Origin of the sequence: Mesorhizobium sp. M0166, assembly GCF_040322255.1 — a bacterium.
Classification (GTDB): domain Bacteria; phylum Pseudomonadota; class Alphaproteobacteria; order Rhizobiales; family Rhizobiaceae; genus Mesorhizobium.
On record NZ_JAMYTD010000026.1, the window covers coordinates 31610 to 56495 of the forward strand.

25 protein-coding genes and 1 pseudogene are annotated in these 24886 nt (G+C 61.0%); 16 read left to right on the forward strand and 10 right to left on the reverse strand.

What is annotated here, in order from left to right; all coding sequences use genetic code 11:
- Positions 1-441: 441 nt before the first annotated feature.
- Together NKJ46_RS23970 and NKJ46_RS23975 are read right to left on the reverse strand one after the other, a co-directional pair.
- Positions 442-966, reverse strand: coding sequence for a helix-turn-helix transcriptional regulator (locus tag NKJ46_RS23970; protein WP_352492790.1), 525 nt, complete (start codon positions 964-966; stop codon positions 442-444).
- Positions 967-2502: 1536 nt separating this feature from the next.
- Complete coding sequence (locus NKJ46_RS23975) at positions 2503-2685, reverse strand: hypothetical protein (RefSeq protein ID WP_352492791.1); 183 nt, start codon at positions 2683-2685, stop codon at positions 2503-2505.
- Between the two features lie 633 nt (positions 2686-3318).
- On the opposite strand from NKJ46_RS23975, the gene NKJ46_RS23980 reads away from it, so the two are divergent.
- Entirely contained in the window at positions 3319-3618 is a 300-nt protein-coding gene (locus tag NKJ46_RS23980) for a DUF1236 domain-containing protein (protein WP_352492793.1), read from the forward strand.
- Positions 3619-3832: 214 nt separating this feature from the next.
- Here NKJ46_RS23980 and NKJ46_RS23985 read toward each other — a convergent pair whose 3' ends face one another.
- Positions 3833-4219, reverse strand: coding sequence for a VOC family protein (locus NKJ46_RS23985; protein ID WP_352492794.1), 387 nt, complete (start codon positions 4217-4219; stop codon positions 3833-3835).
- Between the two features lie 475 nt (positions 4220-4694).
- Between NKJ46_RS23985 and NKJ46_RS23990 the strand changes: the two genes are divergently transcribed.
- Positions 4695-4925, forward strand: coding sequence for a hypothetical protein (locus NKJ46_RS23990; protein WP_352492795.1), 231 nt, complete (start codon positions 4695-4697; stop codon positions 4923-4925).
- 113 nt (positions 4926-5038) lie between these two features.
- Positions 5039-5254 (forward strand): ribbon-helix-helix domain-containing protein, encoded by a 216-nt coding sequence (locus NKJ46_RS23995; RefSeq protein WP_352492796.1) that lies wholly within the window; start codon positions 5039-5041, stop codon positions 5252-5254.
- 220 nt (positions 5255-5474) lie between these two features.
- Here NKJ46_RS23995 and NKJ46_RS24000 read toward each other — a convergent pair whose 3' ends face one another.
- Positions 5475-6155, reverse strand: coding sequence for a GntR family transcriptional regulator (locus tag NKJ46_RS24000; protein ID WP_352492797.1), 681 nt, complete (start codon positions 6153-6155; stop codon positions 5475-5477).
- Positions 6156-6388: 233 nt separating this feature from the next.
- On the opposite strand from NKJ46_RS24000, the gene NKJ46_RS24005 reads away from it, so the two are divergent.
- The 9 genes from NKJ46_RS24005 (at position 6389) to NKJ46_RS24045 (ending at position 16327) form a co-directional block, all read left to right on the forward strand.
- On the forward strand, positions 6389-7516 hold the full coding sequence (locus NKJ46_RS24005) for a sugar ABC transporter substrate-binding protein (protein WP_352668150.1): 1128 nt from the start codon (positions 6389-6391) through the stop codon (positions 7514-7516).
- Between the two features lie 73 nt (positions 7517-7589).
- Positions 7590-9128, forward strand: coding sequence for a sugar ABC transporter ATP-binding protein (locus NKJ46_RS24010; RefSeq protein ID WP_502903446.1), 1539 nt, complete (start codon positions 7590-7592; stop codon positions 9126-9128).
- Entirely contained in the window at positions 9125-11194 is a 2070-nt protein-coding gene (locus NKJ46_RS24015; RefSeq protein WP_352668153.1) for an ABC transporter permease, read from the forward strand. Before NKJ46_RS24010 ends, NKJ46_RS24015 begins: the two co-directional genes overlap by 4 nt.
- Before the next feature lie 17 nt (positions 11195-11211).
- Positions 11212-12018 (forward strand): SDR family oxidoreductase, encoded by an 807-nt coding sequence (locus NKJ46_RS24020; RefSeq protein WP_352668155.1) that lies wholly within the window; start codon positions 11212-11214, stop codon positions 12016-12018.
- 11 nt (positions 12019-12029) lie between these two features.
- Positions 12030-12977 (forward strand): 3-hydroxyacyl-CoA dehydrogenase, encoded by a 948-nt coding sequence (locus NKJ46_RS24025; RefSeq protein ID WP_352492801.1) that lies wholly within the window; start codon positions 12030-12032, stop codon positions 12975-12977.
- A complete protein-coding gene (gene kce / locus NKJ46_RS24030; protein WP_352492802.1) occupies positions 12974-13936 on the forward strand; it encodes a 3,5-dioxohexanoate:acetyl-CoA acetone transferase in 963 nt (320 codons plus the stop codon). Before NKJ46_RS24025 ends, kce begins: the two co-directional genes overlap by 4 nt.
- 35 nt (positions 13937-13971) lie before the next feature.
- Positions 13972-14850: an SMP-30/gluconolactonase/LRE family protein gene (locus tag NKJ46_RS24035; RefSeq protein WP_352492803.1), complete on the forward strand. Its 879-nt coding sequence runs from the start codon at positions 13972-13974 to the stop codon at positions 14848-14850.
- Between the two features lie 737 nt (positions 14851-15587).
- Positions 15588-15887, forward strand: a complete 300-nt coding sequence (locus NKJ46_RS24040) for a type II toxin-antitoxin system Phd/YefM family antitoxin (protein WP_352492804.1) — start codon at positions 15588-15590, stop codon at positions 15885-15887.
- Positions 15888-15895: 8 nt separating this feature from the next.
- Positions 15896-16327: a plasmid maintenance toxin (PemK-like) gene (locus NKJ46_RS24045; protein ID WP_352492805.1), complete on the forward strand. Its 432-nt coding sequence runs from the start codon at positions 15896-15898 to the stop codon at positions 16325-16327.
- A 20-nt stretch (positions 16328-16347) separates the two neighbouring features.
- Here NKJ46_RS24045 and NKJ46_RS24050 read toward each other — a convergent pair whose 3' ends face one another.
- Positions 16348-18111: an adenylate/guanylate cyclase domain-containing protein gene (locus tag NKJ46_RS24050; protein WP_352492806.1), complete on the reverse strand. Its 1764-nt coding sequence runs from the start codon at positions 18109-18111 to the stop codon at positions 16348-16350.
- A 556-nt stretch (positions 18112-18667) separates the two neighbouring features.
- Complete coding sequence (locus tag NKJ46_RS24055; protein WP_352668175.1) at positions 18668-18850, reverse strand: hypothetical protein; 183 nt, start codon at positions 18848-18850, stop codon at positions 18668-18670.
- Here NKJ46_RS24055 and NKJ46_RS24060 point away from each other — a divergent pair.
- Both NKJ46_RS24060 and NKJ46_RS24065 read left to right on the forward strand, forming a co-directional pair.
- Positions 18803-18946: a type II toxin-antitoxin system RelE/ParE family toxin gene (locus NKJ46_RS24060; RefSeq protein ID WP_352668174.1), complete on the forward strand. Its 144-nt coding sequence runs from the start codon at positions 18803-18805 to the stop codon at positions 18944-18946. The genes NKJ46_RS24055 and NKJ46_RS24060 overlap by 48 nt on opposite strands.
- Positions 18947-18956: 10 nt before the next feature.
- Entirely contained in the window at positions 18957-19271 is a 315-nt protein-coding gene (locus tag NKJ46_RS24065) for a HigA family addiction module antitoxin (RefSeq protein ID WP_352492808.1), read from the forward strand.
- A gap of 1070 nt (positions 19272-20341) precedes the next feature.
- Here NKJ46_RS24065 and NKJ46_RS24070 read toward each other — a convergent pair.
- Entirely contained in the window at positions 20342-20530 is a 189-nt protein-coding gene (locus NKJ46_RS24070) for a DUF3606 domain-containing protein (protein WP_352492809.1), read from the reverse strand.
- Between the two features lie 448 nt (positions 20531-20978).
- Between NKJ46_RS24070 and NKJ46_RS24075 the strand changes: the two genes are divergently transcribed.
- Positions 20979-21278 carry a DUF1236 domain-containing protein gene (locus NKJ46_RS24075; RefSeq protein ID WP_352492810.1) on the forward strand — a complete coding sequence of 100 codons (300 nt, stop codon included), beginning with the start codon at positions 20979-20981 and terminating at the stop codon, positions 21276-21278.
- A 68-nt stretch (positions 21279-21346) separates the two neighbouring features.
- Here the strand turns inward: NKJ46_RS24075 and NKJ46_RS24080 are convergent, their stop codons facing one another.
- Positions 21347-21601, reverse strand: coding sequence for a hypothetical protein (locus NKJ46_RS24080; RefSeq protein WP_352492834.1), 255 nt, complete (start codon positions 21599-21601; stop codon positions 21347-21349).
- Here NKJ46_RS24080 and NKJ46_RS24085 point away from each other — a divergent pair.
- A pseudogene (locus NKJ46_RS24085) lies at positions 21519-21964 on the forward strand (ferritin-like domain-containing protein); the annotation flags it as partial. The gene NKJ46_RS24080 and the pseudogene NKJ46_RS24085 overlap by 83 nt on opposite strands.
- Positions 21965-23123: 1159 nt before the next feature.
- On the opposite strand, the gene NKJ46_RS24090 reads toward NKJ46_RS24085, so the two are convergent.
- Positions 23124-23996: a carbohydrate ABC transporter permease gene (locus NKJ46_RS24090; protein ID WP_352492811.1), complete on the reverse strand. Its 873-nt coding sequence runs from the start codon at positions 23994-23996 to the stop codon at positions 23124-23126.
- Positions 23993-24883, reverse strand: coding sequence for a carbohydrate ABC transporter permease (locus tag NKJ46_RS24095; RefSeq protein WP_352492812.1), 891 nt, complete (start codon positions 24881-24883; stop codon positions 23993-23995). The genes NKJ46_RS24090 and NKJ46_RS24095 overlap by 4 nt, the downstream gene beginning before the upstream one ends.
- Between the last annotated feature and the right edge of the window lie 3 nt (positions 24884-24886).

The window sequence follows — 24886 nt, forward strand, 5'->3', positions numbered from 1 at the left end:
CCGGATTCTGGTGCGACTCCGGCGGCCGTCAAGCACCTAGTCAAGGGAACTGACCATTTGCAGGATCAGCGTCAGCAGGATAAATCCAAAGGCTGACCCAAACCTCCCGCCAAAAAATGGTGCGTTCTTTTCGACGCATGGCCTCCCTCCCAGAAGTACCCCTTGAGGCCTTAAACCACGTTGTTTCGCTTTGGCGAATATGCGCCATCGACTTAGGTGCGGGCCTATGGATAAACATGGGGGACACCAAATTCGGTCTGGCCAAGGATGCGGGTCCAGTTCCCAAGGTGCCCCGAACGGGAGATAGGCTGTACCCTCCGGGTGCCAACTGGGATCCGGGGTTTGCGAACTTCTCGCTTGTTAGGGGACACCGCGAACGCCCCATGAAGTCAAAAGCGTTTCGGGACTGGCTGGTTGCTGAGATGGATCCAAACGACGCCCTTATGGCAAGACTGAAATGCGCCCAAGAAGAGCCACCAGTTCCGCCTGACGTTTCGTTTCGGTCTTGGCGAACAGCGAGGCAAGCTGGGAGCGGATCGTGGTGCGGCTGAGGCGCCAACTGCGGGCAATTTCCAAAGGTGCATCGCCCCGAGCCAAACGCAACGCGAGGTGCGTTTCCGCGCTCGTCAAGCCAAACATCTTTTGCAGTGTCTGAGGATTTGGCCCCGACCTGTTCTCGCGGTCCAGCAACGCCACAATGCTCGTTCCGTCAGGAGCGATAAACCCGTTCTCGTCCAATATCACCGGCCTGTCGCCGCCGCTGCGGATCACCACCCAAGATAACGAGCCCGGCAGGAAATGGGCCGGAACATTCGCGATCAGCCGCCTCAAGGCCACGGAAAGCCCGCTGGCCGTATCTGCCACTTCGCCCTGGCGCTCCAGCGTGGTTTGAGCGGCAGCGTTCCATTCGACCACCTTCCTCTCGCGGTTCAGCACGAGATAGCCGCAGCCGATGCGATCAAGCATGCCGGTTATGGATTCCAGGCTGCGTGCTCTTGGCTCCCCGACCCCTGCGCCCAGTCGATCTGATGGACGATCTGAATAGGAATAAGAGGGCCCCTTCGTACGCGCCTCACGGTCATACTTGGTCCTCATCACAATGTATCGGTTGCCAGATGCAGCTTCAGTGTGTCTATCGATCAGAGTCATTTTCTACCCCTGCCCAAAGTTTCACCAGCCCGAAGCAAATGGATTTCTCAACCACGCTTCCACAATACGTGTTTCTATACGAACCAAATTGAAGATTGTCGTTAGCTTCGCATCCAGAAACTTATCTCGGAATGCATTTCTTAAGATTTATTCATGCCGCCAAGCTGCCGATAGTATTCCTGCTCCCCTGTTTCCGACACCACCCAGCCCTCCCACGAAAGGGCAAGATTAGGAACTTCGTACAGCTCTTTTATCTCAAAACTGACCATAAATATGGGAGATCCCCATGACCACCACCGCCACCACGCCCCGCTCAACGAGCGTTACGAGCACCACCGAGTCAGCCAAGCCCTATCGCGGACGGCGGATGTCAATTTCCCGAAAAGCTCAACCTCAGGGGGCAATCTGCCTACGGTCTGCAGGACTAGCATCAACAGAAAAAACCCAAAGAACGACCCAAGAACCCCCGCCACCATAGCGGTGCGACGCTTGCCTCGCATGCTTCCTCCCTAGAAAGCGCTTCTCCCTCAGGGGGTAGACATCGCTGCCAGCTAGAAAGCCAGCTAATTGTCGTGGGGGTGTTGCTTGCTCGACCACCAGATCAGGTAGATTGATCCGATCCTAAGCACCGGGACGCGCCTGTCGCGCTCACGGGTACGCAACTCGCTAGGTTTTCACCTTCGGAGGCGCGACAACGCAAAGTTCACCGGCCCGGCCAAGCGCCGACTATTTGACAAGCGCGCAAATGGCATATGCTGTCAGCGTCCAAGCTGTTGGGAGCGTAGTGGCTACATGCGCTTGTGCTACCCACCCCGGAGCTGGGGAAGTAACCGGCAAGCTCCTAGAAATTAGAGCATTTGAATTTGACGCGCTGGCACCGCCACCTATCACGACTTTTGGCTTGGGACACCAAGCCTGTGCGGATTTGTCTGGGCTTGTATCACTCGCACTTGCATAGTGGGCGATTTCCCAACCGCTGACGCCGTCCTTCCCCGCTGGACCCTCAGCCCCCATTGCACCTTTAGGTCCCTGCTTGCCGGGCAGACCTTGTGGACCGACAGGCCCTTGGGGCCCTGGGGGGCCCGCCGTTGCGCAACCTGCAAGCAACGCGACACATGTTAGAGTGGTAATAATTCTCATGACCACCTCCCCGGTTTCCCGGTGAGTTTGACGACAAAAACATTCGCCAAATCGAGCGAATGTATCACCACGCGATTGTCGTGGATAGGAACGCGGTCGGCGGCTAACGGAACGTCGTATATGCGCCGTGACGACGGGCAGCCAGCAATCGTGGCGTAGAGTGTTGACGCGCTTTCCTGCGCCGGTCGTTTCGGCGCTCTGATCATCCGCTCCTTAGAGAAATGCTTCGCCCTCAGCGCGATGCGCGAAACAAAACCAATGCGACGCCTGCTTAGGTTTGGCGAAACCCCATCCTGCATCCTTGCCGCAGTCGGGGTGTTCGCATCGGTGATGCTGAATGCCCGGGCGTGTGACTGGCTCGAAGGCACCTGGAAGGCGGATCAGTTCATCGCTCATGGGTAGTTCCTCGGCTCAGATCCGTCGAAAGATTCCACAGCCGGCCTTGACGATCAAGGAAAATGTTCCTTTTTTGTTCTCATGGCGCACGATCCGATCGACACGCTGGGCAAGGCGACCCGGCACAACATGCTTGTGAAGGCAGAGTGCAGTTTGGCGTCGATCCCCTAAAGCTGAAGTTCGATTGCAGCCGCTGCAAGCCGACGGTGAAGATCACGCTTCTCGACGAGGTGCATTCAGCGCTTGATCGGTCCGACCGCGCCCAACAGGCGGCGGGCTTTGGCGTTTCCTCGTGGCTAAACGCTTCGCTGCTAGGCCTCGACGACAATCCGGGGCTTCTTGGGAACTAAGGGTCCGCCTGCCAACTCCAGCAATGGCCGGCGGACCCTATCAGCGCATGAAGGGACTTTTTACGCGCCGAATCTCCTCCGGAGATGACGCTACCAACAAGCAATGGCTACGGTTGTTCCCGCCGCGTCCTGTGCACGGACCATTGCGCAGGCGGGTCAGACTTAAGTCTTACGGTCTAGTCGTTTAACCCCCGTCGAGGAACATTCGTTGGTTGGCCCGCGTTGAGGTGGGCTTGGCGGGATGAAGCTGCGTCCAAGCAAAATCTCAACAAGGAGACGGCTAATGAGAATGCATCTTTCCACCGCAGCTGCGGGATTGCTGTTGTTGGCCGGCATTGGTGCCGCTGCCGCCCAGGATGTGATCATCGAACCGCAGCAGGAAACCGTCATCAAGGAATACGTGAAGAAGCAGCCGCTCGCTTCGGTGAAAATTCCTGGAGTGGAGCTCAATATCGGCTCGCCTCTGCCGGATACAGTCGAGCTTCATGAAGTGCCGAACGTCAAATACCGTTATGTGGTGGTCGACAACCGGACCGTTCTGGTGGATCCGAGCACGCGCAAGATCATCAAGGTCTACGACTGAGCTGATCTTGGGAGCGCTGGCCCGGATAGCAATCGTCAATAGTCCGGGTCAGCCGCTCGAGAGTTTCGATTATCGCCTGCAAACGCCTCGCCTTCATGCACCCGTGGGTCGATAAAGCAAGTGAACGCATCCTCGCTCGGCAGAAACAGGTGAGTTCGATGGCCCCTCGCACGAGTTGGCCGCCGTGCTGCCACCGGATCGATTGTTGAAGAGATCAGGTGTTTTCGTCAATTTGTGCCAGACCGACGAGGGTACCCTCCGGATCTCGGAACTGGCCAATCGTCAGCGGGGTGCCGGGCGAGCGTTCCGGCCCAAGAACTCGTGACCCGCCCAACTGCTCTGCTTTGGCCAAGTATGTCTCGATATCGCTTACGCTGACGTAAATGATGGTGTGTGGATCAAAATTCCTCCCGCCTCCAACACCCCCTGCCACCGGTTGAGCCCCGGGCGGGGCGAGGAAGCCATAGTCGCCTGCGTCGGAAACAAGCGGCGACACCGCTCCGCCGACCTCGAATTCCCATCCGAAGAGTTGCGCGTAAAAGCGCCGCAGATTCGCTGGATTGCGCCCAATTATTTCAAAGTGGATGATCGGTCTGGCCATTGGTCCACCTCTTTAGCGCGCGTAAAACAGCTACCGCTCGACTGTTAGCGGCTGATGCAGCGGCTCGGCGTGGTGAGGCATCTGTCAGAAGTCGTGCGCGTCGAAATTCTGCCCGCACACCGGGCAATGGATGAAATGCTTGGGTTGTCAATCCTGACGCGTTTCATGTGGCCCCATGTGGCGCCCGTCTGGCAATCGTCAAGGCCGGCGTATGCGCATCGTCGGGCGAGCAATGACGATCTGCGTGACCTTGGCGTTTCCTTCTGCGTCACGTTGTCGGTCGCGATCCGCCGCCTGAGGCTGGTGCGAGGTTGCTTGGCGAAAATTGAGCGCCGCGCCGGCGATTGTTGCCCAGACTTTCGCGGCGTCGTTCCACTGAGGTTTGCATTCGACGCGTGCTATATGAGCTGTGGTCAAGCCATTGGCCCCGCGGGCATCCGGCGGGATTTTGTTCGTGACCCAGGAGACACTCGGCATGAGTAACGTCGTAACGCTTCATGGTGACAAGCGCTGGAAGGTGGTTCTAGTCTACGCCCACCAGAACGGCCCCATTGCGATTGAGCATTTTCTAGAAGAGATTTCCGAGCTTCATAACGTCATTGAACACGGACCGGACTGGAATACCCTGATCACGTGCACGGTGACAATCAACCGCACGGACGGTGGTGAGGAACAGAACAGCCAGGAAAAGGAGGCGCATCGGTAAAATCGGGAACCGTCTTATCCAGGCTGCCGAGATCGAGCGCGCCAGCCATGTGCGTGTAGAGCCGGCCGCGCATGGTAGTCATCAGCTTGCGAGGCATATCATTGGAGTGTGCGATGCGAGCCCTTATCGACTTGAACTATGCCCAGGTTGAAGCCCTCGACAGTCTTGCCAAACGGGCGCGCCAATCCCGTGCGGCCCTGATCCGAGCAGCAATAGACGATTATCTCGACCGCCATCATCGCGAACAGGTCGAGGATGGCTTCGGCCTGTGGGGTAAGCGCAAGGTTGATGGGCTGGCTCATCAGGAGACAGTGCGCCGCGAATGGTAGGCGCGATTTTCGACACCAATATCCTCATCGACTATCTGAACGCCGTCCCCCAAGACTCGCGAGGAAATCGAGCGGTTCGAAAGCCGTGCAGTCAGGATTATCACCTGGATGGAAGTGAGTGGGCGCAAAAGCCGATCTGGCCGGCGGCCGCTATGCCTCAGACGGACATATTCGTGCCTAGCGGCGGCTCGCCGCTGTACCGGAGCGACTTCGAGGAATGTTACTTCAGCAGTTTGATCAGCACTGTGAAGGCCGCGTCGATGTCGGCGCGAACCGCCGCCCGGACCGCTTCCGCATTGCGGTCTCGCAGCGCTGCAAACATCTGCTGATGGTGCTGGTTGGCGGTCGAATAGTTTCCAGAATCGTGCAGCATGTTGAAATAGGGGCTGATCTGCAGCCACAGGTTCTCGATGATGCTGAGCATGTTTTCCGAGCCCGCGACCCGGTAGATGGAAAAGTGAAACGCGTAATTGGCCCTGAGATAGGATTTGACGTCGCCGGCGGCATTGGCCTGCTCGAGTGCCTCCAGATGCTGGCCCAGCAGCATCACGCCGCGATCGTCAATGCGTTCTGCGGCCCATGCGGCGGCGATCGCCTCGATCTCGAACCTGACGTTCCTGAGATCGATAAGCCGCGCACGGCTTAATGCCGGGATGCCGATCGAACGGCCGGAAACCACCATCAGGGCGTTGGCGGCGCTCAGACGCCGCAGTGCCTCGCGAACCGGCATCGGGCTGACGCCGAAAGCATCGGCGAGGCTCTGCACCGTTACCATCTCACCTGGAACGATGCTGCCGTCGAGGATCAACTCGGTAACGTGCCGGTAAACCCTGTCCTGCAGGGTTTCCCTGGACAGCGGCGTGATTTCGACGCCTGCCTTCCTGAATGCCGCCCCAGCCATTTCTGCCAACCTTCCCCCATTCGGGCGACGCTCTTGTCACCCCCGGCGCCTGTGCCCGGAATGCAAGGTTCGAATTGCCGCGTCAAGCGCCCGCGTGTCTGGCCTTTTTGCTTCTCGGCCATTTCATCATTGATCTTTGATCAAATCATGATACGGTCAGCCGCATCGAATGACAAGGCGTACGTTTGTATCCTTGGGAGGCATTCGGTCGTCTGAACTGGGAGGAGTTTCGTATGGGTATCGGATCGAAGGCCCGGCGGCTTGCGCTGCTTGCCGGCATGGCTGTTTGCGCTTTTGGGATGTCCGCCGCCGAAGCGGCCGGAAAGCACAAGATATTTCTCAGCATGAGCTTCATCGGCAATGATTGGCAGGCCGAGGCCGCCAACATGGTCAAGGCGATGGCGTCGCACAAGAGCATGGCCGACAAGGTGGACCTCCAGGTCCAGGTCGCGGGGCCGAACGCACAGCGCCAGATCCAGCAGATCAATGCCATGGTCCAGGCCGGCGCTGAAGCCATCGTGATTTTCCCGATCTCGCCGACCGCGCTCAACCAGGTGGTGAAGAACGCCTGCGATAAGGGCGTGAAGGTGTTTGCCTATGATGCCGAGATCACGGAGCCTTGCGCCTACAACGTCCATATCGACCAGGAAGAGGCTGGCCGCGTAACGGCGGAGTGGCTGGTCAAGAAGCTCAATGGCAAGGGCAACATCATCGCGGTGACCGGCGTTCCCGGCACCTCGGTCGATGATCTGCGCACCAAGGCCGCGAAGGAGGTGTTTGCCAAGCATCCCGACATCAAGATCGTCGGCGAGGCTGTCGGCATGTGGAGCCAGGCGGTGGCCCGTACCGAACTTTCCAAGATATTGGCGACGCGCAGTTGGGACGACATCAACGGGCTTTGGATGCAGGTCGGCTGCTTCACCGCCAATTCCATGCAGCTCGAGGCTGGCAAGAAGACCAGCGAACTCCTGCCTTGCGCCGGCGAGGGTTCCAATGGCGGGCGTATCCAGATGCTGCCGGAGGGCACGGAGGTCGAGGGCGCGACGTCTCCCTATGCGCCGCTCGGCGCCTCGCGCATTTCCTACGCCTCGCCGCCTTATTCCGGGGCACTCGCTCTCAAGCTTGCCGTCGAGGCGCTTGAAGGCAAGGACGTTGCCAAGAAAACGATCCTGCCGCTGCCTGTCGTCACCAACGAGACGATAAAGCTTTGCGACGAAGGCACCTGGGCGGAGATGAAGGCTGGTTGCAACGCGTTCAAACCATCGCTGGTCTCGAACCCAGGCTGGTTCGCCTCGATCTTCTCCGATCAGACACCCGAAATCGGTCTCGCGGCCGCCCTTGTAGGCCAGCCCGAGCAGTAGGCCCTCCGAAGTGGCGTGGGGTGCTTTCGAAGCACTCCACACACGCGCCTTCATGCAGGCCGGGACTGGGATCATGATGTCAGCGCATTCGACAGCTGTCGGCATAGAGGGCGTCCGCAAGGCGTTTGGCGCGACAGTCGCCCTCGATGACGTATCCTTCGAGATCGCTTCCGGCAGCGTGCATGCCTTGCTTGGCGAGAACGGTGCGGGCAAGTCTACGCTTGTCAAGCTGCTGTCGGGACTGGTTCGGCCCGACGACGGGCAAATCACCGTGTTTGGCGAACCGGCGCCACTCGGTTCGCCGCGCGCCGCGCACGCCAAAGGTGTGCAGACAGCCTTTCAGGAAATGACCCTGGTACGCGACCTCAGCGTTCTGGATAACATGTTGCTGCCATACGCGCCCGTCGGCCCGATCGGCCTGATCAGGCGGTTGAGCGCGCGCAAGGCAGTCCGCAAGCACATCTCCGATCTGGGGTTCACGGTCGATCTCGATGCCGAGGTAGCGACGCTCGATCTCGCCGTCCGCCAGAAGATCGAAATCGCGCGCGCGCTCTATCGCAAGCCGCGCATCCTTCTGCTCGACGAGCCGACTTCGACGCTGTCGGGTGGCGATGTCGAGTGGCTGGGCGCCATCATCGCGCAGTTGAAGGCGGCCGGCACCACGGTCGTGTTCATCACCCATCGCATGCGCGAGGTGCGGGCTTTCTGCGACACGCTGACCATTCTCAGGAACGGCCGCCACATCGTGACCGCGCCGGTTGCCGATGTTTCGGATGGTGAGGTGATCGAAAAGATCATCGGCCGCAGCATCGCCCAGACCTTCCCGCCGAAGCCAGAAACCGAGGCCGCCTTCGGTCCTGCGGTGCTCGGCGTGCGCGAGCTCAAAGCCGGGAGGAAGCTCGACGGCGTCGGTTTCGATCTGCGCAAGGGCGAGATCCTCGGCATTGCCGGGCTCCAAGGTATGGGTCAGCTCGACCTGTTCCTCGCCTGTTTCGGCATGTCCGAGATCGAGCGCGGCCACATCCTGGTCGACGGGCGCCAAGTGTGGCTCGGCTCGCCCGCCGATGCGCTCAAGCCCAACATGGCAATCGGGCTGGTGCCGGAGGACCGCAAGACCGAGGGCCTGTTCCTGAAGCTCTCTGGTCGGCAGAATGCATCGCTGCCGGTCGTCGCACGCTTCACCCGGTTTGGCCTGATCAGAACAGACGAAGAGGCAAAGGCCGTACAGTCCGCCTTCTCGACCGTGGAGGTCGACCGCAGTGCACTATGGACGAGGGCAGGGGCGTTCTCGGGCGGCAACCAGCAGAAGATAGCCATTGCCAAATGGCTCGTCGCCGAAAGCCGGATCCTGCTGCTCTTCGATCCGACCCGCGGCATCGATGTCGGCACCAAGCACGAGCTCTACGTGATGATGCGCGACTATGTGGCGGCCGGCGGCTCGATCCTCCTGCATTCAACCGAAATTCCCGAACTGGTCCATCAATGCGACCGGGTGCTCGTCCTCTATGACGGCCATCTGGTGGCGGAGCTTGTCGGCGGCGAGATCACCGAAGGAGCGATCATGCGGCCGGCGCTTGGCCATGGCGAGTTGGTCCGGGAGGCGGCGGAATGAGTGTGACGAGCTTGGCCGACGCGGCACCGACGGCGGTATTGTCGCGGCTCCTCGCGCGGCATCGCGGCGCAATCGTCGCGGCGATCGTCTTTGCCCTGCTCCTGCTGATCGTCGATCTGGTCAGTGCCGGGCGGCTCACTTATTTCGACATTTCCTTCCTGTCGAGCGGCGGCGCCACTTCGGCACTGGCGGCGATCGGCCAGACCCTGGTCATCCTGTCGGGCGGTTTCGACCTGTCCGCCGGCGCGGCGATCTCTCTGGTCAATGTCGTCCTGGCAAACGGCATGGATCCGATGGCGACCGGCACGAGTGTCGCGTGGTGGACTTTGGCCGGAATTGGGGTCGGCATGCTGGTCGGCGCCTTCAACGGCTTCTTCATTGCCGTCCTGCGCATGCAGCCTATCGTCGTCACGCTGTCGACCATGTTCATCCTGCAGGGAGTAACGCTGCTGGTCATGGACAAGCCGGGCGGCTTCGTCTCGCCCGATCTTGGCGCCTTCTATCTCGGCGATGCTATTGCCGGCTGGTTACCGATGCCGCTGGTGGTCATCGGTGTCGTCCTGCTCGGCTGGTTCTGGCTCAAAGGCACACGCTTCGGGACAGCTCTCTATGCGCTCGGCAGTGATCCGGATGCCGCCGCCGCGGTCGGTGTGCGCGTCGTTCTCGTACGCTTCCTGGTCTATGTCATCGCCGGCGGCTGCTATGGGCTTGCCGGCGTTTTCATCAGCGCCCAGACCGGCAGCGGTGATCCGCTGGTCGGCAACCCGTTGTTGCTGTCGATGTTCGCGGCGGTCGTGGTCGGCGGTACAAGGCTGGGCGGCGGCCAAGGTGGGCCGGTCGGCACCGTCTTCGGCGCCTACATCCTCATGATGGTCGTCAACATCCTGCTCGTGCTCAACGTCTCGGCCTACTATTCGACGATCGCCGAGGGCACGATCCTGATCCTTGCCGTGCTTGCCGGCTCGCTGTCGCATGGCTCCGTGCTTGCCCGCCAACTGCGTGGCCTGCGAGCTCGGCTGGCCGCGTGGCGCGCCGGAATGCTGCCCTCGCAGATCGATCGCACCGACCGGCGGCTGCGAATTGCGCGGGGCAGCGCCGGCGACCAGCAGGCGCCGCAGCCTGCCTTCCATGTCCGTAACGCCGAGACGCTGCGCTATGCGCTGCCGGCCTATGTCTGTCTTGCCATCGTCGTCATCGTCACCCAGATCTGGCTCGGACGGGCAATCATCAATTTCACCTATTGGAACTCGCTTTTCGTGCTGTCGAGCTTCCTTGCCATCCTGGCGCTTGGGCAGGGCAGCGTGATTCTTACCGGCGGGCTTGACCTCTCAGTGCCGTGGACGATCGGGCTGTCGGGAATCCTGCTTGCCGGTATGGTCAACGGGTCGGATGCTGCACTTTCCTATGCGCTACCTGCGGTGCTCGTTGTCGCTTGCCTGATAGGTGTCGCCAACGGCATCGGCATCGTCTTTCTCGGTATCTCCCCGATCGTCATGACGCTGGCCACCAACGGCATTCTGCAAGGTTTCGCTTTGCTCTACTCGCAAGGCACGCCGGCCGGCTTCTCCTCGCCGATGCTGCGCTGGTTCATGACCGGCAAAATATTCGCCATCACCCCGGTGGTGCTGTTCATGATCGCCTTCGTCGTCTTTGCCGTGCTGCTGCTTGGCCGCACCGCTTTCGGCCGCCGCGTCTATGGCATCGGCAACAGCCTGCGCGCAGCCCAGCTCTCCGGCATCGCGGTCGGTCGCACGCTCATCCTCGTCTATGTGCTGTCGGCGGTCTGCGCGGCGCTGGTCGGCATCATGCTGACCGGCTTTTCCGGCCAGGCCAGCCTCGGCATGGGCGACGATTATCTGCTGCCCTCCATCGCCGTCGTCGTGGTCGGCGGTGCGCTGATCACCGGCGGGCGTGGCCACTATCTCGGCATGCTGGGCGGGGTGCTGCTGCTGACCGCATTGCAAATGCTGCTCGCCGGCACGACGCTGCCTTACGCGACGCGGGCGATCCTGTTCGGGCTGGTGGTGCTCGGTGCCGTCATGGCGCTGCGCGAAAGACGGATTTGAGTGAAAGGGATGGAACAATGAGCTCAAGCGCACCGGCATCGGCAGACGAATTCCTGACCGGGCTCAAAGGCCAACGCGTGCTGGTCACGGCGGGCGCCGGCGGTATCGGCTTTGCCATTGCCGAGACACTGTCGCGGCTCGGCGCGCGCGTCGTGATCTGCGATATTTCCGACGAGGCGCTGGCCGCTGCTCCAGAGAGGATGACGCTCGCCGCCGCAATCAAAGCCGACGTTTCGCGCGACGAGGATGTCGACCGGCTGTTCGAGACGGTCAAGGAGAAACTCGGCGGGCTCGACGCCCTGATCAACAATGCCGGCATTGCCGGCCCGACCGGCGGCGTCGATGAGATCGATCCGGCAGACTGGCGGCGTTGCATAGATATCTGCCTGACCGGCCAGTTCCTGTGCGCGCGGCGTGCCGTGCCGCTGATCAAGTCGGCAGGCGGCGGCTCGATCGTCTCGATGTCTTCGGCCGCCGGCCGACATGGCTACGCGTTCCGAACGCCGTACTCGGCTGCCAAATTCGGCGTTGTCGGCCTGACTCAGAGCCTTGCCAAGGAACTTGGACCGCATGGGATCAGGGTCAATGCCATCTTGCCCGGCATCATCGAAGGGCCGCGCATCGACAAGGTCATTGCCGACCGGGCAAAGCAATTAGGCATTTCAAACGAGGAGATGACGCAACGCTATCTGCAGAACATCTCGCTGCGCCGTATGACCAGCCCATACGATGTCGCGGCGATGGTGGCTTTCCTGCTTTCCGATGCGGGCGTCAACATTTCCGGCCAGTCGCTGGGCGTCGACGGCAACGTCGAGACACTCTGAGGAGGGCGAGCATGGCGAAGGTAGCAATTGTAGGAAGCGGTTTCATCGGGCGGGCGTGGGCGATCAGCTTCGCTCGTGCAGGCCATGATGTGCGCATGTGGGACCAGGCGCCTGCCGCGACCAGCGGTGCGCGCGACTATATCGCCGGCGTGCTCGGCGACCTCGCCGCTAACGATTTGCTGCGGGGACAGGCGGTGGATGCCGTGCTCGGCCGCATCACCATTGCAGCGGAGCTTGGCGAGGCCCTGGCCGATGCCGTCCACGTCCAGGAAAACACACCGGAAAACCTGGAGGTGAAGCGTGACGTGTTCTCCCGGATCGACGCCCTTGCCGGTCCGCAAGCGGTGATCGCCAGTTCCACCTCGGCGCTGTTGCCGTCGAAGTTCACCGATCACCTTCAGGGGCGCCATCGCTGCCTCGTCGTGCACCCGATCAATCCGCCCTATCTCATCCCCGCCGCGGAAGTCGTGCCGGCGCCATGGACCTCCGCCGAAACGTTGGAAAGGACCCGCGCTTTTCTTGTCGAGGCGGGCCACGCGCCGCTGGTGATGAAGCGCGAACTCGACGGCTTCATCATGAACCGCTTGCAGGGCGCGCTGTTGGAGGAGGCGTTCCGGCTCGTCGCCGACGGCTATGCCAGCGTAGAGGACGTCGACACGGGCCTGCGCGAGGGGCTGGCACTGCGCTGGTCGTTCATGGGTCCGTTCGAAACGATCGACCTCAACGCGCCCGGCGGTGTGCGCGACTATGTAGAGCGGTACCAGACGATCTATTCCAACATCTTCCCGCAGATGCTGCGCCGCGTCGACTGGGCCGGCGAGGTCATGGAGACGGTCGAGGCCGAGCGCCGCAAACGGCTGCCGCGGGAAGCACTCGGCGAACGGCAGGTCTGGCGCGACCGCCGGCTGATGGCGCTGGCGGCGCACAAGAAGAAATCGGATCAGGAGTTTGGACGATGACGGAAACAAGCCGCAAGCACGGCGCTCAGCAAGCCAAAGGCAAGGTCATCATCACCTGCGCGGTGACGGGGGCAATCCATACGCCGACCATGTCGCCGTATCTGCCGATCACGCCCGACCAGATCGCCTCGGAGGCGATCGCGGCGGCCGAGGCCGGTGCAGCAATCCTGCATCTGCATGCCCGCGACCCTGAGACCGGCAAGCCCGACCAGACGCCGGAGGCGTTCGCGCGTTTCCTGCCGCGCGTCAAGCAAGGCACCAATGCCGCCATCAACATCACCACCGGCGGCAGCCCCTACATGAAGGTGGAGGAGCGTGTGCGCCCCGCCGCCCAGTTCAAGCCGGAAGTCGCCTCGCTCAACATGGGGTCGATCAATTTCGGGCTCTATCACCTCGTCGCCAAATACGAAACGTTCAAGTTCGACTGGGAAAGGCCGCACCTGGAAGCGACGCGTGACCTGGTCTTCCGCAACTCGTTCAAGGACATCGAGTACGTACTGGAGACCTGTTACGACAACGGCACGCGCTTCGAGTTCGAGTGCTATGACATCGCCCATCTCTATAACCTCTCCCATTTCGCAGATCGCGGGCTGGTGAAACCGCCGTTCTTCGTGCAGTCCGTATTCGGCCTGCTCGGCGGCATCGGTTCGCACCCCGAAGATGTCGCCCATATGAAGCGCACCGCCGATCGCCTGTTCGGCGAGCATTACCGCTGGTCGGTGCTGGGTGCGGGCGCCAGCCAGTTGCGCATTGCCGCGCAATCGGCAGCGCTTGGCGGCAATATCCGCGTTGGGCTTGAAGACAGTCTTTGGGCCGGCAAGGGCAAGCTTGCCAAGTCAAATGCCGAGCAGGTGGTGCTTGCCCGCAAGATCATAGAAGGACTTGGCATGGAAGTGGCGACGCCCGACGACGCCCGCGAGATCCTGTCATTGAAGGGCGGCGACCAGGTCGCGTTCTAACCGGTTTCTGCAAGGTTCGAACAGAGGAGGACGGCATGAAGATCGAAGTCGTGGTGGACGTGAAGACCACGCTGGGCGAGGGACCGCTGTGGGACGTTGAACAGGAGCGCCTCTACTGGATCGACAGTTTCGACGGGCGTGTGTTTCGCGCGACCGCCGACGGCCGCGAGATCCGTTGCTGGGACGTGCCGATGAAGATCGGTTCGATGGCATTGCGCAAGGACGGCGGTGGCGCGGTGGTGTCGCTGCAGCGCGGTTTCCATCTGCTTGATTTCGCCACCGGCGAGGTGACGCTGATCCACGATCCAGAGCCGGACAGGCCGATGAACCGGCTCAATGATGGCAAGGTCGATCGGCGCGGCCGCTTCTTCGCCGGCTCAATGGACACCATGGAAGAGGGACCCTCCGGCGGGCTCTACCGGCTCGATCCCGATTTCTCCGTCACCAGGATCGATTCCGGCATCATCTGCTCCAACGGCCCGTGCTGGAGTCCCGACGACCGCACCTTCTATTTCTCCGACACCTGGACAGGGGAGATCTGGGCCTACGACTATGATATCGAAACCGGTGCCGCCACCAACCGGCGCACTTTCACGCGCGTCGATACCAGCCGGGGTGGGGCGGCCGACGGCTCGACCGTCGATGCGGAAGGATTCCTCTGGAACGCGCTGGTCTATGACGGCAGGCTGGTGCGTTACGCGCCCGACGGCAGCGTTGATCGCATTATCGACATGCCCGTCAAGAAGATCACCAGCGTCATGTTCGGCGGGCCGAAGCTCGATACCCTGTACGTCACGTCGATGGCCAAGCCGCCGCTGCCGCGTTTTCCGGGCGACGGAGTTTTACGGGGCAGCCTTTTTGCCATCGCCGGCCTCGGCGTAACGGGAGTTCCGGAGCCAAGATTTGCCGCATAATCCGTGTTTACTGGCGATCATCCTCCCCGCCTCTTGGTGCCACCCCAACCTCCTGCCGCAGGGCAACGGCGCTGGAAGCTCGTGCCGTGCGGTTCTGGCGTGGTCGTGTCAGGAGCCCAGAGCACCAATGGCGGCAGCACGGCAGGCGCTGCGCCAGCCATCACCAGTCCCGTGTTGAGGGCATTGGGTTTCCGCCATCAACCGCTTCGTCATCGAGCACAAGCTGCAGTCGTAGCCCTTCGTCTGGACCGACGATCCCGACAAACTTATCAAGCCGCCGCACGCGGGCACCAGGTGCTGGAGTCGATCCACAGCATTGGCTATAGCAGTGTGGCGGTCCGCGAATGTCCACTCTCTGGCAAGCGGCCAATAGGCAAGTTCGACCCCAAACAGACGTTGTCGTCAGTCTTTCGCTAGTCGAGAGCTGCCGAGGGACGTATTGTGCTAGTGCCGCGGGATGCTCTTCGGTCATTGGCTTCATATTCCTCAACCAGCCTTGCCGCCACAGACAGCCTTATTCCTGCTCGTCACAGCAAGGTCCGGCATCGCTTCCAGTTGCGGCTGCCTACAGCAAGTGGAGGTGTTCTGGAGGTGGTTTTGCACAATATCGGTGGCGCACTCGCAGAACGAACTCAGGCGAACGGACGAGGGACTTTGGAAGCTGCCCTGTTTGGCGGGCGACACAATTGCGGAAAGCCCGGAAAGCCCGTATATTCCGGAATAAAGGAGTCTCGCCGATGAGCACCACCGTCACCGCCGCCGCCGTCTCGAAAAATTTTGGCGCCTATCAGGACGCCGCGGTCCGCGACCCGGTCATCATCACAAAGAACGGTCGCCCGCGCACGGTGCTGCTGGCCTATGAGGATTTTGTCCGGCTGTCGAAGCGCGACCGGCGGGTCGATCTGACAGCGGAGCTCGGCTCGGACGAGATCGCCGCGGTCGAAGCCTCTGAAATGGAGCCGCATCTCGACCATCTCAACGACGAGCTCTCTGGGTCAAAACCCTCGGGGCGAAACCCCTCGGAGCAAAAGGCCTGACTGCAAAAATGCTACCGGCTGAAATCAAGGTCGGCCACGTCTTCCGTTACTCCTACCTCTGGCATTGGCAACACCGCGAAGGCCGCGAGGAAGGCGACAAGGACCGGCCCTGCCTGGTGCTCGCGCTGGTCGCCATGCAGGAGGACGGCTCGCCGGTCGTCCGGGTCCTGCCGATCACCCATACGCCGCCGTCCGATCCCGATGATGCCATCGAGATTCCGGCTGCGGTCAAGCTGCGTTTGCGCCTTGACGGTGAACGGTCGTGGATCGTTTTGACGGAAAGTAACCGATTCGCCTGGCCGGGGCCTGACATCCGGCCGCTGGAGACGGAGAGCGGCTACTACGGGCCGCTGCCACCGGCGTTGTTTGCAGCAGTCAAGCGCCGGTTTGTCGCCATCGCGACAGGCCAGGCGCATACGAGCACGTCGCGTACCGCGTGACGATGGAAGTGGCATGTCCCTTAGCCTGCTTGAGCGCGGTGAACGTTCAGACGGGGCGATTCTGACGACGCGACTTTGCCAAGCTGGAAGACTTCCGTCGCCTCGCCGCGGCCGCGCAGCCGGTGTTTGCCCGCCGGGATCCTTTCGAACCTTTCGTCGAGCCGCGACGCAGTCTCGCCGGAAATGGCGATTGCGGCGATGGCGCCCGGTTCGAGCTGCTTGCCGAGGTCCTGCAGTCGCTGGCTGACGTTCACGGTGTCGCCGACGATCGTATAGTTCACGCGGTCGGATGCGCCAATGTTGCCGACAATGACAGAGCCCGTGTGGATGCCGATGCGGACATGAAGCGGAGGCCGGCCTTCGCTGGGCGCTTCCATATTGTCCTTCTCCAGCTCCTCGCGGATCGCCGCGGCGGCGCGGACGGCCGCGGCGGCATGGCCCTCCAGCCGATCCGGCGCGCCGAAGAACGCCAGCATGCCGTCGCCCAGGAACTTGTCGACAGTACCGCCATGTGCATCGACCGCGCCGCACAAGATCGCGAAGTGGTGGTTCAGCAGCCTGGCCGCGGCGGCGGCTTCCATCTGCTCCGACAGCGTGGTGAAGCCGGCGATGTCAGTGAACATCACAGTGACAACCGCTTCGCGCGGTTCGGCGATGCCGATCTCTCCGGTGCGCACCAGCTTGGCCACCAGCGAGCGCGGAATATAGGTCGAAAATGCACGCAAACCGATCAGCATGGCATTGAACGCCGAAGCCTGATTGTCCAACTCCAGCACTCTGCTGCGCGGCAGGGGGGCGACACCGTCGAGATCGAAATCGGCGACGCGCGTGGCCTGGCCGGCAATCGCCTGGATCGGGCGCGCCAGGCGCCTGCCGAGAAGAATCGCGACGATGACCGCCACCGCCATCGCGACAAGTCCAAGCATAGCCGATCCTATGACACGCTCGATCTCGTCGCTGATCTGGCTGGTCTCGAAATACGCGCCGAGCGTCCAGGGCTCGTCGCCATAGCCTGCGATCTTGCGGGTGATGGCGATGTAGGTGGTGTCGCCGCTCCACTCTGACGCATTGTCCACGCTTGGGTCGATCTCGGCGATTTCTATGTCGCGGGCGTGTCGCGTATCGAACTCCCGCTCTACCTTGCGCGCGCTATATGCGGCCAATACCGGATCGCCATACGTGGCCAGCGGCGTCAGCGGGAGGACGCCATTCTTCAGAGCGTCGGGATCGGCCAGCCTTTGGTCGGCGACCACGCGATCTTCGCCATCAAGAATGAAGGCATGCGTGCCAAATCGCGATGACAATTTCCGCGTGATGCCGGACAGTTTCTGCAATTCGACCGCCGCGATAACCCAGGCCTGTGTCACGCCATCACGTACCAGCGGCACGGAGACATGTGCGTACAGGCCGAACTCGTTGGCCACGAACGCCCCCCACTGCCGGCCGCCGACCTGTCGGCGTTGCTCGAGGGCGGCGCGGACTTGGGGCGACTTCTCGGGCTCGGCCGGAAAATGCTCGATCGCGCCCGTTGCAACGTTGTTTTCAACGGAGCGCGCGGCTCCGCGGCAGACCAGATCGGGGGTGCAGATTAGGGTCGCCTCGATCCCTGAAGCGGCAGCCAGAGCACCGGCAACAGCTGCGGACATCGCCTTGTCGTCGATCTGGAACTCGCCCTGGGCATACAACTGCGCGATGCCGTCCACCGCGTTCTCGGCGTCTCCCATCTCTGCGCGCAGCGAGTCCTCCATCGCGTCGATGAGGAGTGTCGACTGGGCGCCGAGCAAGTCGAACGTGTTGCGAAAATTGGCACCGACCGACAATGCGAGCACGCCGCCGACCGACAGGAATACGAGACTGCCGAAACTCAACGCCATGATGACTGCAATGGGGATGCGCCGCCGCTTCTTTTCGGGGCGGGCCAGACGCACTGGTTGTGCGGACGTGCTCATGTAGCCAATGTCGCAATGCGCCACCGAATTGCAAGCCTGGTGACGGCTTTAAAGAGAGGCGCGTCCCCAATGCACGAGCCTCCTTACTTCGGCGCCTAACGTATCAACCGAATGTCCACTGGGGAAAATGTTCTCAATTTCTGCTCATGTAACGCGACCGCGAGTTCCAGAGTCGCCGGCTATGTCAGCTTCCAGGCGGTGGCAATGCTGACCGCCACAGCCGAAGCGTGGGCGCGAAGCCGATATCCCGTGTTTCGGAAGTAGGGCGGCAACGGTCAGAACTTCCAGTTCAGGCTATGCGGCCCTGATTTCATAATGTTGACCTACGGGATCGAGTGAAATTTACGCTTGACGTAAATCGTCAAAACGAGGTATTCCTGACGCTATGATTCTAAGCTACCGCGACAAACGGACCGAAGGCTTTGGCAATGGCACGTTCGTCCGGGAGTTTCAGGGATTCGATAGGCAGGCTTGGACGCGCCTTGAAATTCTGGACGCCGCGACCGGCGTCGAGGACTTGCGGGCTTTGCCCAGCCATCGTCTTGAGGCCCTGAGGGGCGACCGGAGCGGCCAATTCAGCATCCGCATCAACATGCAATGGCGGATTTGCTTCGAATGGCCCAAGGACGCTACCGGCCCGTCAAACGTGGAAATAGTCGATTACCATTAGGAGATGACTCATGTCCCGATCTGCCATCCATCCCGGCGAAATTCTCGCCGACGAGCTTCAGGAGCTTGGCGTTTCGCCGACCGAGCTTTCGCGCCTTATCAACGTCCCGCCCAATCGGGTGACGCAGATCATCCATGGTCGGCGCCGCGTCACCGGCGACACCGCCCTTCGGCTTGGTCACTGGTTTGGCAGCAGCGCCCAGTTCTGGCTCAATCTCCAGAGTGCCTATGACATCCGCGTCGCGGAAGAGAAGGCCGGCAGGGAAATCGCCAAGCTGCCGGTGCGGCGTGAAACCGCCGGCCTTAGCAGGCCGCAGAACGTGTAGGGCCGCCCGTGACTCTCATCAAATCCAAGAAACGTGTTGCCGATCACGGGGAGGTTTTCACGCCCCCGTGGCCACTCGAAAAATGGTCGATCTCGTCAAAGGCGAGACCGAGCGCATCGACTCCCGCTTCCTGGAGCCCGCGTGCGGAAGCGGAAATTTTCTTGTCCCCATCCTACAAGCTGGCCGCCGTGGGGATGAAATTCGGGAAGTCCGGTTTTGAGAAGCGTCACTACGCGTGCTCACGTTGATGTGTGCCTACGGGATCGAGTTGTCCAGGGTCGGCCCATGCTCACCAGTTGGCCGACCATTCGGCGTTTGAACGCAGCGATGAAAGGATCGTGACGCCAATATTTTCGCCCCCCAGCCTTTTGAGAAACAGGCAAAACTGGCCGATAAACCGGCAACTCCTCAAGTCGCGAAGGCCCCATCAAAAAAGGTCGTCGAACGCACGATCTGAAAGGAGACCGTGCTGAACCCTGCCATTGTCGCGATTTGAGGAGCGGTCAGCCAATTGCCGCTTTCCAATACTTCTCTTCTCGCCTCGGCCGCCATCCGCGCTTCTATGTGCATGTGTTGCGGAGGCAGTACCTGAGGGACCAGGGCCTCGATTATCGTGCTTATGGCTTCGCGCTGGCGACTATCAGGATCGTACAGACCAGAGGCGCAATACTGACGAGCGTGTCCGCGAGGCCGCGCACAGCAGGTTCACTTCCATGTTCGTCCGCTACCGCTATGACCAGCTCCTCAGTTAGGCGATCAAGTCGGTCACCAAACCCTTTCGGCCTTCCGCTAAGGACGCCAAATCCCGACAGTTCAATAGTCTCGTGGGTAAGTGCCATGAGTATCCCGCTCGTGGGGTGATGAGCATGGTTGCATATATAGCGCAACAACCGTCACAGCTGCAGCTAAGCTGTAGGCATTGGCGTCCAAGTTCGTTGATGGCCCGGCAGCCTTCAGAGCGCGTTGCGACGACAGCCGGGCGGGCGGACGCCGCCCAACCCCAGGGCCCACGCCCCGTGCTCGGCGTGACGCTTGATCGACCCGCCGTGCTGCAGAGTGCGGCGGGTTTTTCAATGTCGATCGCGCAGCTCTTTGACAGCCTTGGTGAGGGTCAGGCGGTCATTACCCTTCTTCTTGATCAGCTTGCTTACTTGACTTGGCGAAATGCGATTTTCCCGCGCGAAACGTTCCACTTCATAAAACGCATCGATCGACAGCCGGTCGACGTAGTAGTCTTGGGTGCTCTTGTTCTCGTTCATTTCCGTTTTCCTACGCGCTCAGCAGCTGCAATGAGAATCCGCCCGCCACTCCTCGATTTGGCGGGCGGATCCCATCAGCGCAGGAAGGGACTCTAGCTGCGCAGATCCAATTTCTGGGGATTGTTGGAGCGTCATTTCTGGCTAACGAGCATCAGCTCGCGATTATTCCAATCACCAAAAAGGTGATGGAGATGGCGAAAACTGGTGCAAGCAGCCAGCGAGCTTCGTGAACACTGTTCTCCATAGGCTCCTCCCTTGAGGGACCGCAACGAGTTCGAACAGACGCAGTTCCGGACGGCTACACGTGGGGGCCATTGCGCGCAGCGACTCAGACTTAGGTCCTATGCACGGCGAGCCTTAAGGCTCAGTTTGGAACGTCTAGGGAGGCTGCAGGTTTGGGCGAGCCTGGCGCAATGTTTCGCGCCCACGAGCCCACAAGGAGATAACCATGAGAATGCATCTTTCCACCGCAGCGGCGGGATTTCTGCTGCTGGCTGGTGTCGGTGCCGCCGCCGCTCAGGACGTGGTCATTGAACCGCAGCAGGAAACCGTCATCAAGGAATACGTGAAAAAGCAGCCGCTCGCATCGGTGAAAGTCCCCGGGGTAGAGCTGAATGTCGGCTCGACGCTCCCCGACACCGTCGAGCTTCATGAAGTCCCCAACGTGAAATATCGCTACACCGTCATCGACAACCGGACCGTTGTCGTTGACCCGGGCACACATAAGATCGTCAAAGTGATCGAATGACCATAACGTTGGGGACGAGAAACCCGCCGTTCCGAATTGAGCGGCGGGAGACTTGCTGTTCTCGCGAATCAAATATTCTGCCTCGTCGTCTGCCATGACATTTTGGTCGCTGAAATCTTGCTTTGTGGCCATCGCGCGAGATCATTTAAGTTGCAGAGCTTGAGGAACATTCCACCCTTGGTGAAGTTGGGAGCGGAGGTGCCAAAACGTTTGATGCCGGCGGGCTTTTGGGAGGAAGCCATGATCTGCGTCACGCCTGCATTTGGTGTTTCGCGCCGCCGCGCGTTGAAATTTGGCCTGGGAGCAACGCTTGCTTCGGCCACCGGCCTTGCCCCGGTTTCCCGCCCATCTACATTTTCCGGTTCGCCCTCAACCTCGAATATATGGAAGCCGAATATTACCTGCGCGCTACAACCGGAAAAGGGATCGAAGACTCAGATGCTGGCCCGAAGGCCGGCGCTGTGGTTGGCGGCAAACAGGTCAGCTTTGACACGCCTGCAATCGGCGAGTTCATGCGTGAGGTCGCTGAAAACGAACTTGCCCATGTCAGGTTCTATCGCAAGACACTTGGAGCCGAAGCGGTCGACCGACCGGCGATCGATTTCGATGCGGGCTTTGCCGCGGTAGCCAAGGCGGCCGGGCTCGGAGCGGACTTCGATCCTTTCGGCAACCAGATGAACTTCGTTCGCTGCGCGGCTATCGGAGGCTCAAACCTTGTGAGCTGGTCCGTGCGGCCAGGCTGATCAGGCTTGATCTTCGTCAACCGCAATTTCGCCTCGGCCACGCGTCGTTCGCAGCCCGGATCCTGCTGCACAGCGCCATATTGATGCCGACACCGCAGCCTTCATCCAGCATTTCATTTGCACGTTCGAGGGAGCGCTCGGCCGCTGTCGGGCTCGCGCCAGTTCCAAATCCAAAAGTTCCATCATTCCGATCCGCGGCGATCCCTTCGATTGGTAAACCGCTTGTGGTCGCCGTGGGTTCCGGCTGTTCGCAAATGTGCAACCCCGATGCGCCTGGCACAGTTCTGGAGCGAGAGTGATGGTGCCGGTGGCCTGAAGGGTCGCGCCGAATAAAACGCAGGCTCAGTTCAACGCCCGCGACGTCCTTCAACGCTGAGAGGATCGACGGTCTGCGGCCTCGACCGCAGTTCGTATCCTGCTTGCCAGCGCGAGATTCTCGGCCACTATTTCTTCAGTGCGTTGAAGCACCAACTCGGTCCGACGGATGCGCCGCCTGGCATTGGCAACTTCCGACCTCGAAATACCGGCCGCCATCCCGTGGCCCTGGGGTTCCATAGTGTCCATGAAACTCAACACATGGGGGCCGATATCGTTCCCTGATGTCCCGAAACGGGGGTGTCGCGGTTCCTCTATCAGTGATGAGCGCTGGCAATATGGCCCGGCGGTCATTGCAGCCGCAACAAACGCGCGATGGGCCGAATGACCAATGCGCTCCTGCCAAAACAGCGCCAGAACGGGCCCTCGGCGACGTGAGCGCCAGCAGCGCCGGCGCGCCGACCGCGAGGCTGCGCACAGCAGGTTCACTCCCATGCTCGACCGTTACTGCTATGACCAGGTCCGCAGTTGGGCGATCAAGTCGGTCACCAACGTCCTTTGGCCTTCTGGTGAGGACGCAAAACCCGACAGTCAATAGTCTCATGGGTGAGTGCCATGGTATCCCGCTCGTGGGATGATGGGCATGGTTGCATATGTATCAACGACAACTGGCATCATAGCTGCAGCTAAGCTGTAGGCATTGGCGTCCAAATTCGCTGATGGCCTGTTAGCCTTCAGATCGCGTTCAGACGACAGCCGGGCGGATGTGTCGGCCGTGCCGTCGGGGCTATCCCTTGACCGCCGAGCCGACGATCGAATCCACGAAGAAGCGCTGCAGGAAGACGAAGAGCACCAACGGCGGCAGCACAGCAAGCGTGGCGCCGGCCATTACGAGTCCCGTATTGAGGGCGCCTCTGTTGTAGCTGAGCAGGCGGCTAAGGCTGATAACGATGGGATAGTCCTCCGCATTGCCCTGTAGAACCGTCAGCGGCCAGAGATAGCTGTTCCAGTGATAGACGAAGGCAAACAGCGCCAGTGCCGCGATTGCCGGCGCCACGCTCGGCGCGACGATCTTGAACAGGATCAGGAGTTCCGATGCCCCATCCATCCGCGCTGCGTCGATCAGATCGTCCGGCACGCCGGCTATGAACTGGCGCATCAGGAAAATGCCGAACGCATTGGCGAGGTTGGGTACGATAATGCCGGCAAGGCTGGCGTTCAGGCCGATCGATCCGACGAGACGGTAAAGTGGGATCAGCGTGACGATCGGCGGGAGGAACATGGTGGCGATCAGCACCGAAAACAGCAGCGAGCGGCCGGGAAAGTGGTGCTTGGCGAAGGCATAGCCAGCCATCATGCTGGTGACCAGAATGCCGGTGGTGGTGATCGTAGCGATCACCAGCGAATTCCACATCGAGCGGCCGACATTGATGACGCCGGACACTTTCTCATAGGCTTCGAGGCTCGGCGTGCGCGGTATCCACACGGGCGGAACCTGCATGGTTTCGGCCGGCGTCTTCAGGCTGGAGAGCACCATCCACAACAACGGGAAGGCGGAGGCCACCGCAACCAGCAGCATCAGCATAGCGAGGAGAGCTCTGCGGCCCGCCAGGCGTTTGCGCGCCAACCGGCTCGACCCTGAGCGGGCCGGCGCGCTCATTCGTCATCCGTCCGGTTGGCAAATGCGAACAGTGCACACACAACGACGATCAGCGCCAGCATGAGCATCACTGCCATTGCCGAGCCCAGCCCGCCTTGTGCGCGCTCGATGCCGACCCGGCGGATATGATAGGTCAGCACGTTGGTCGAGCCGACCGGACCGCCTTGGGTGATCAGCGCCACCGGCTCGAATACCTGCACGGCGTTGATGATGGCGATGACGGCGCTGAACAGGAGCGTGCGGCGTAGCAGCGGCAAGGTGATGAAGCGGAACTGTTCGCGCCGGTTGGCGCCGTCCAAAGTCGCCGCTTCGTAAAGACTGCCCGGGATCTGGGTCAGCCCGGCAACCGCCAGCACTGTAAAATAGCCGATCTGCTGCCAGACATTGAGCACGACGATCGAGATCAACGCTGACCTTGGCGAGGACAGCCAGGGTTGCGGGCCGATGCCGGCGAGGCCGAGCATCTGGTTGAGCGGCCCTTCGCTCGGCGAATAGAGCTTTGACCAGACCAGCGTCACGGCGATCATCGGCACCATGTAGGTGGAGAACAACACGGTCCGCAGCGCCGTGCCGCCTGCGACATCGCGTTGGTAGACCATCAAGCCGAACACCACCGAAAGGGGAAGGATGAGCATCACCGACAATGCCGTGTAGATGGCGGTGTTGAGCAGCGCTCGCTTGAAATCCCGCCCGACCGAAGTCGGTCCGAATAGTTCGCGAAAATTGTCGAAGCCAATGAAGCTCGCATTGGAAAAAGGTGTTTGCGTCGACCAGTCTTGGAATGACAGCCAGAGGGTGAGCAGCATTGGCAAAAGGATGAAAACGCCGATCAATGTCACGGCGGGTGCCAGCATGATGCCCGCCGAGACACGATAGGTCTTGATCATCGC

Bases quoted from the DNA above. Each gene is read 5' to 3' on its own strand.
- NKJ46_RS23970 (WP_352492790.1), bottom strand. From the start codon at position 966: ATGCTTGATCGCATCGGCTGCGGCTATCTCGTGCTGAACCGCGAGAGG.
- NKJ46_RS24040 (WP_352492804.1), top strand. From the start codon at position 15,588: ATGAGCACCACCGTCACCGCCGCCGCCGTCTCGAAAAATTTTGGCGCC.
- NKJ46_RS24090 (WP_352492811.1), bottom strand. From the start codon at position 23,996: ATGAGCGCGCCGGCCCGCTCAGGGTCGAGCCGGTTGGCGCGCAAACGC.
- NKJ46_RS24005 (WP_352668150.1), top strand. From the start codon at position 6,389: ATGGGTATCGGATCGAAGGCCCGGCGGCTTGCGCTGCTTGCCGGCATG.
- NKJ46_RS24075 (WP_352492810.1), top strand. From the start codon at position 20,979: ATGAGAATGCATCTTTCCACCGCAGCGGCGGGATTTCTGCTGCTGGCT.
- NKJ46_RS24000 (WP_352492797.1), bottom strand. From the start codon at position 6,155: ATGGCTGGGGCGGCATTCAGGAAGGCAGGCGTCGAAATCACGCCGCTG.
- NKJ46_RS23985 (WP_352492794.1), bottom strand. From the start codon at position 4,219: ATGGCCAGACCGATCATCCACTTTGAAATAATTGGGCGCAATCCAGCG.
- NKJ46_RS24010 (WP_502903446.1), top strand. From the start codon at position 7,590: ATGATGTCAGCGCATTCGACAGCTGTCGGCATAGAGGGCGTCCGCAAG.
- kce (WP_352492802.1), top strand. From the start codon at position 12,974: ATGACGGAAACAAGCCGCAAGCACGGCGCTCAGCAAGCCAAAGGCAAG.
- NKJ46_RS24045 (WP_352492805.1), top strand. From the start codon at position 15,896: ATGCTACCGGCTGAAATCAAGGTCGGCCACGTCTTCCGTTACTCCTAC.
- NKJ46_RS24095 (WP_352492812.1), bottom strand. From the start codon at position 24,883: ATGATCAAGACCTATCGTGTCTCGGCGGGCATCATGCTGGCACCCGCC.
- NKJ46_RS24025 (WP_352492801.1), top strand. From the start codon at position 12,030: ATGGCGAAGGTAGCAATTGTAGGAAGCGGTTTCATCGGGCGGGCGTGG.
- NKJ46_RS23980 (WP_352492793.1), top strand. From the start codon at position 3,319: ATGAGAATGCATCTTTCCACCGCAGCTGCGGGATTGCTGTTGTTGGCC.
- NKJ46_RS24035 (WP_352492803.1), top strand. From the start codon at position 13,972: ATGAAGATCGAAGTCGTGGTGGACGTGAAGACCACGCTGGGCGAGGGA.
- NKJ46_RS24020 (WP_352668155.1), top strand. From the start codon at position 11,212: ATGAGCTCAAGCGCACCGGCATCGGCAGACGAATTCCTGACCGGGCTC.
- NKJ46_RS24065 (WP_352492808.1), top strand. From the start codon at position 18,957: ATGTCCCGATCTGCCATCCATCCCGGCGAAATTCTCGCCGACGAGCTT.
- NKJ46_RS24070 (WP_352492809.1), bottom strand. From the start codon at position 20,530: ATGAACGAGAACAAGAGCACCCAAGACTACTACGTCGACCGGCTGTCG.
- NKJ46_RS24015 (WP_352668153.1), top strand. From the start codon at position 9,125: ATGAGTGTGACGAGCTTGGCCGACGCGGCACCGACGGCGGTATTGTCG.
- NKJ46_RS23995 (WP_352492796.1), top strand. From the start codon at position 5,039: ATGCGAGCCCTTATCGACTTGAACTATGCCCAGGTTGAAGCCCTCGAC.
- NKJ46_RS23990 (WP_352492795.1), top strand. From the start codon at position 4,695: ATGAGTAACGTCGTAACGCTTCATGGTGACAAGCGCTGGAAGGTGGTT.
- NKJ46_RS23975 (WP_352492791.1), bottom strand. From the start codon at position 2,685: ATGAGCGATGAACTGATCCGCCTTCCAGGTGCCTTCGAGCCAGTCACA.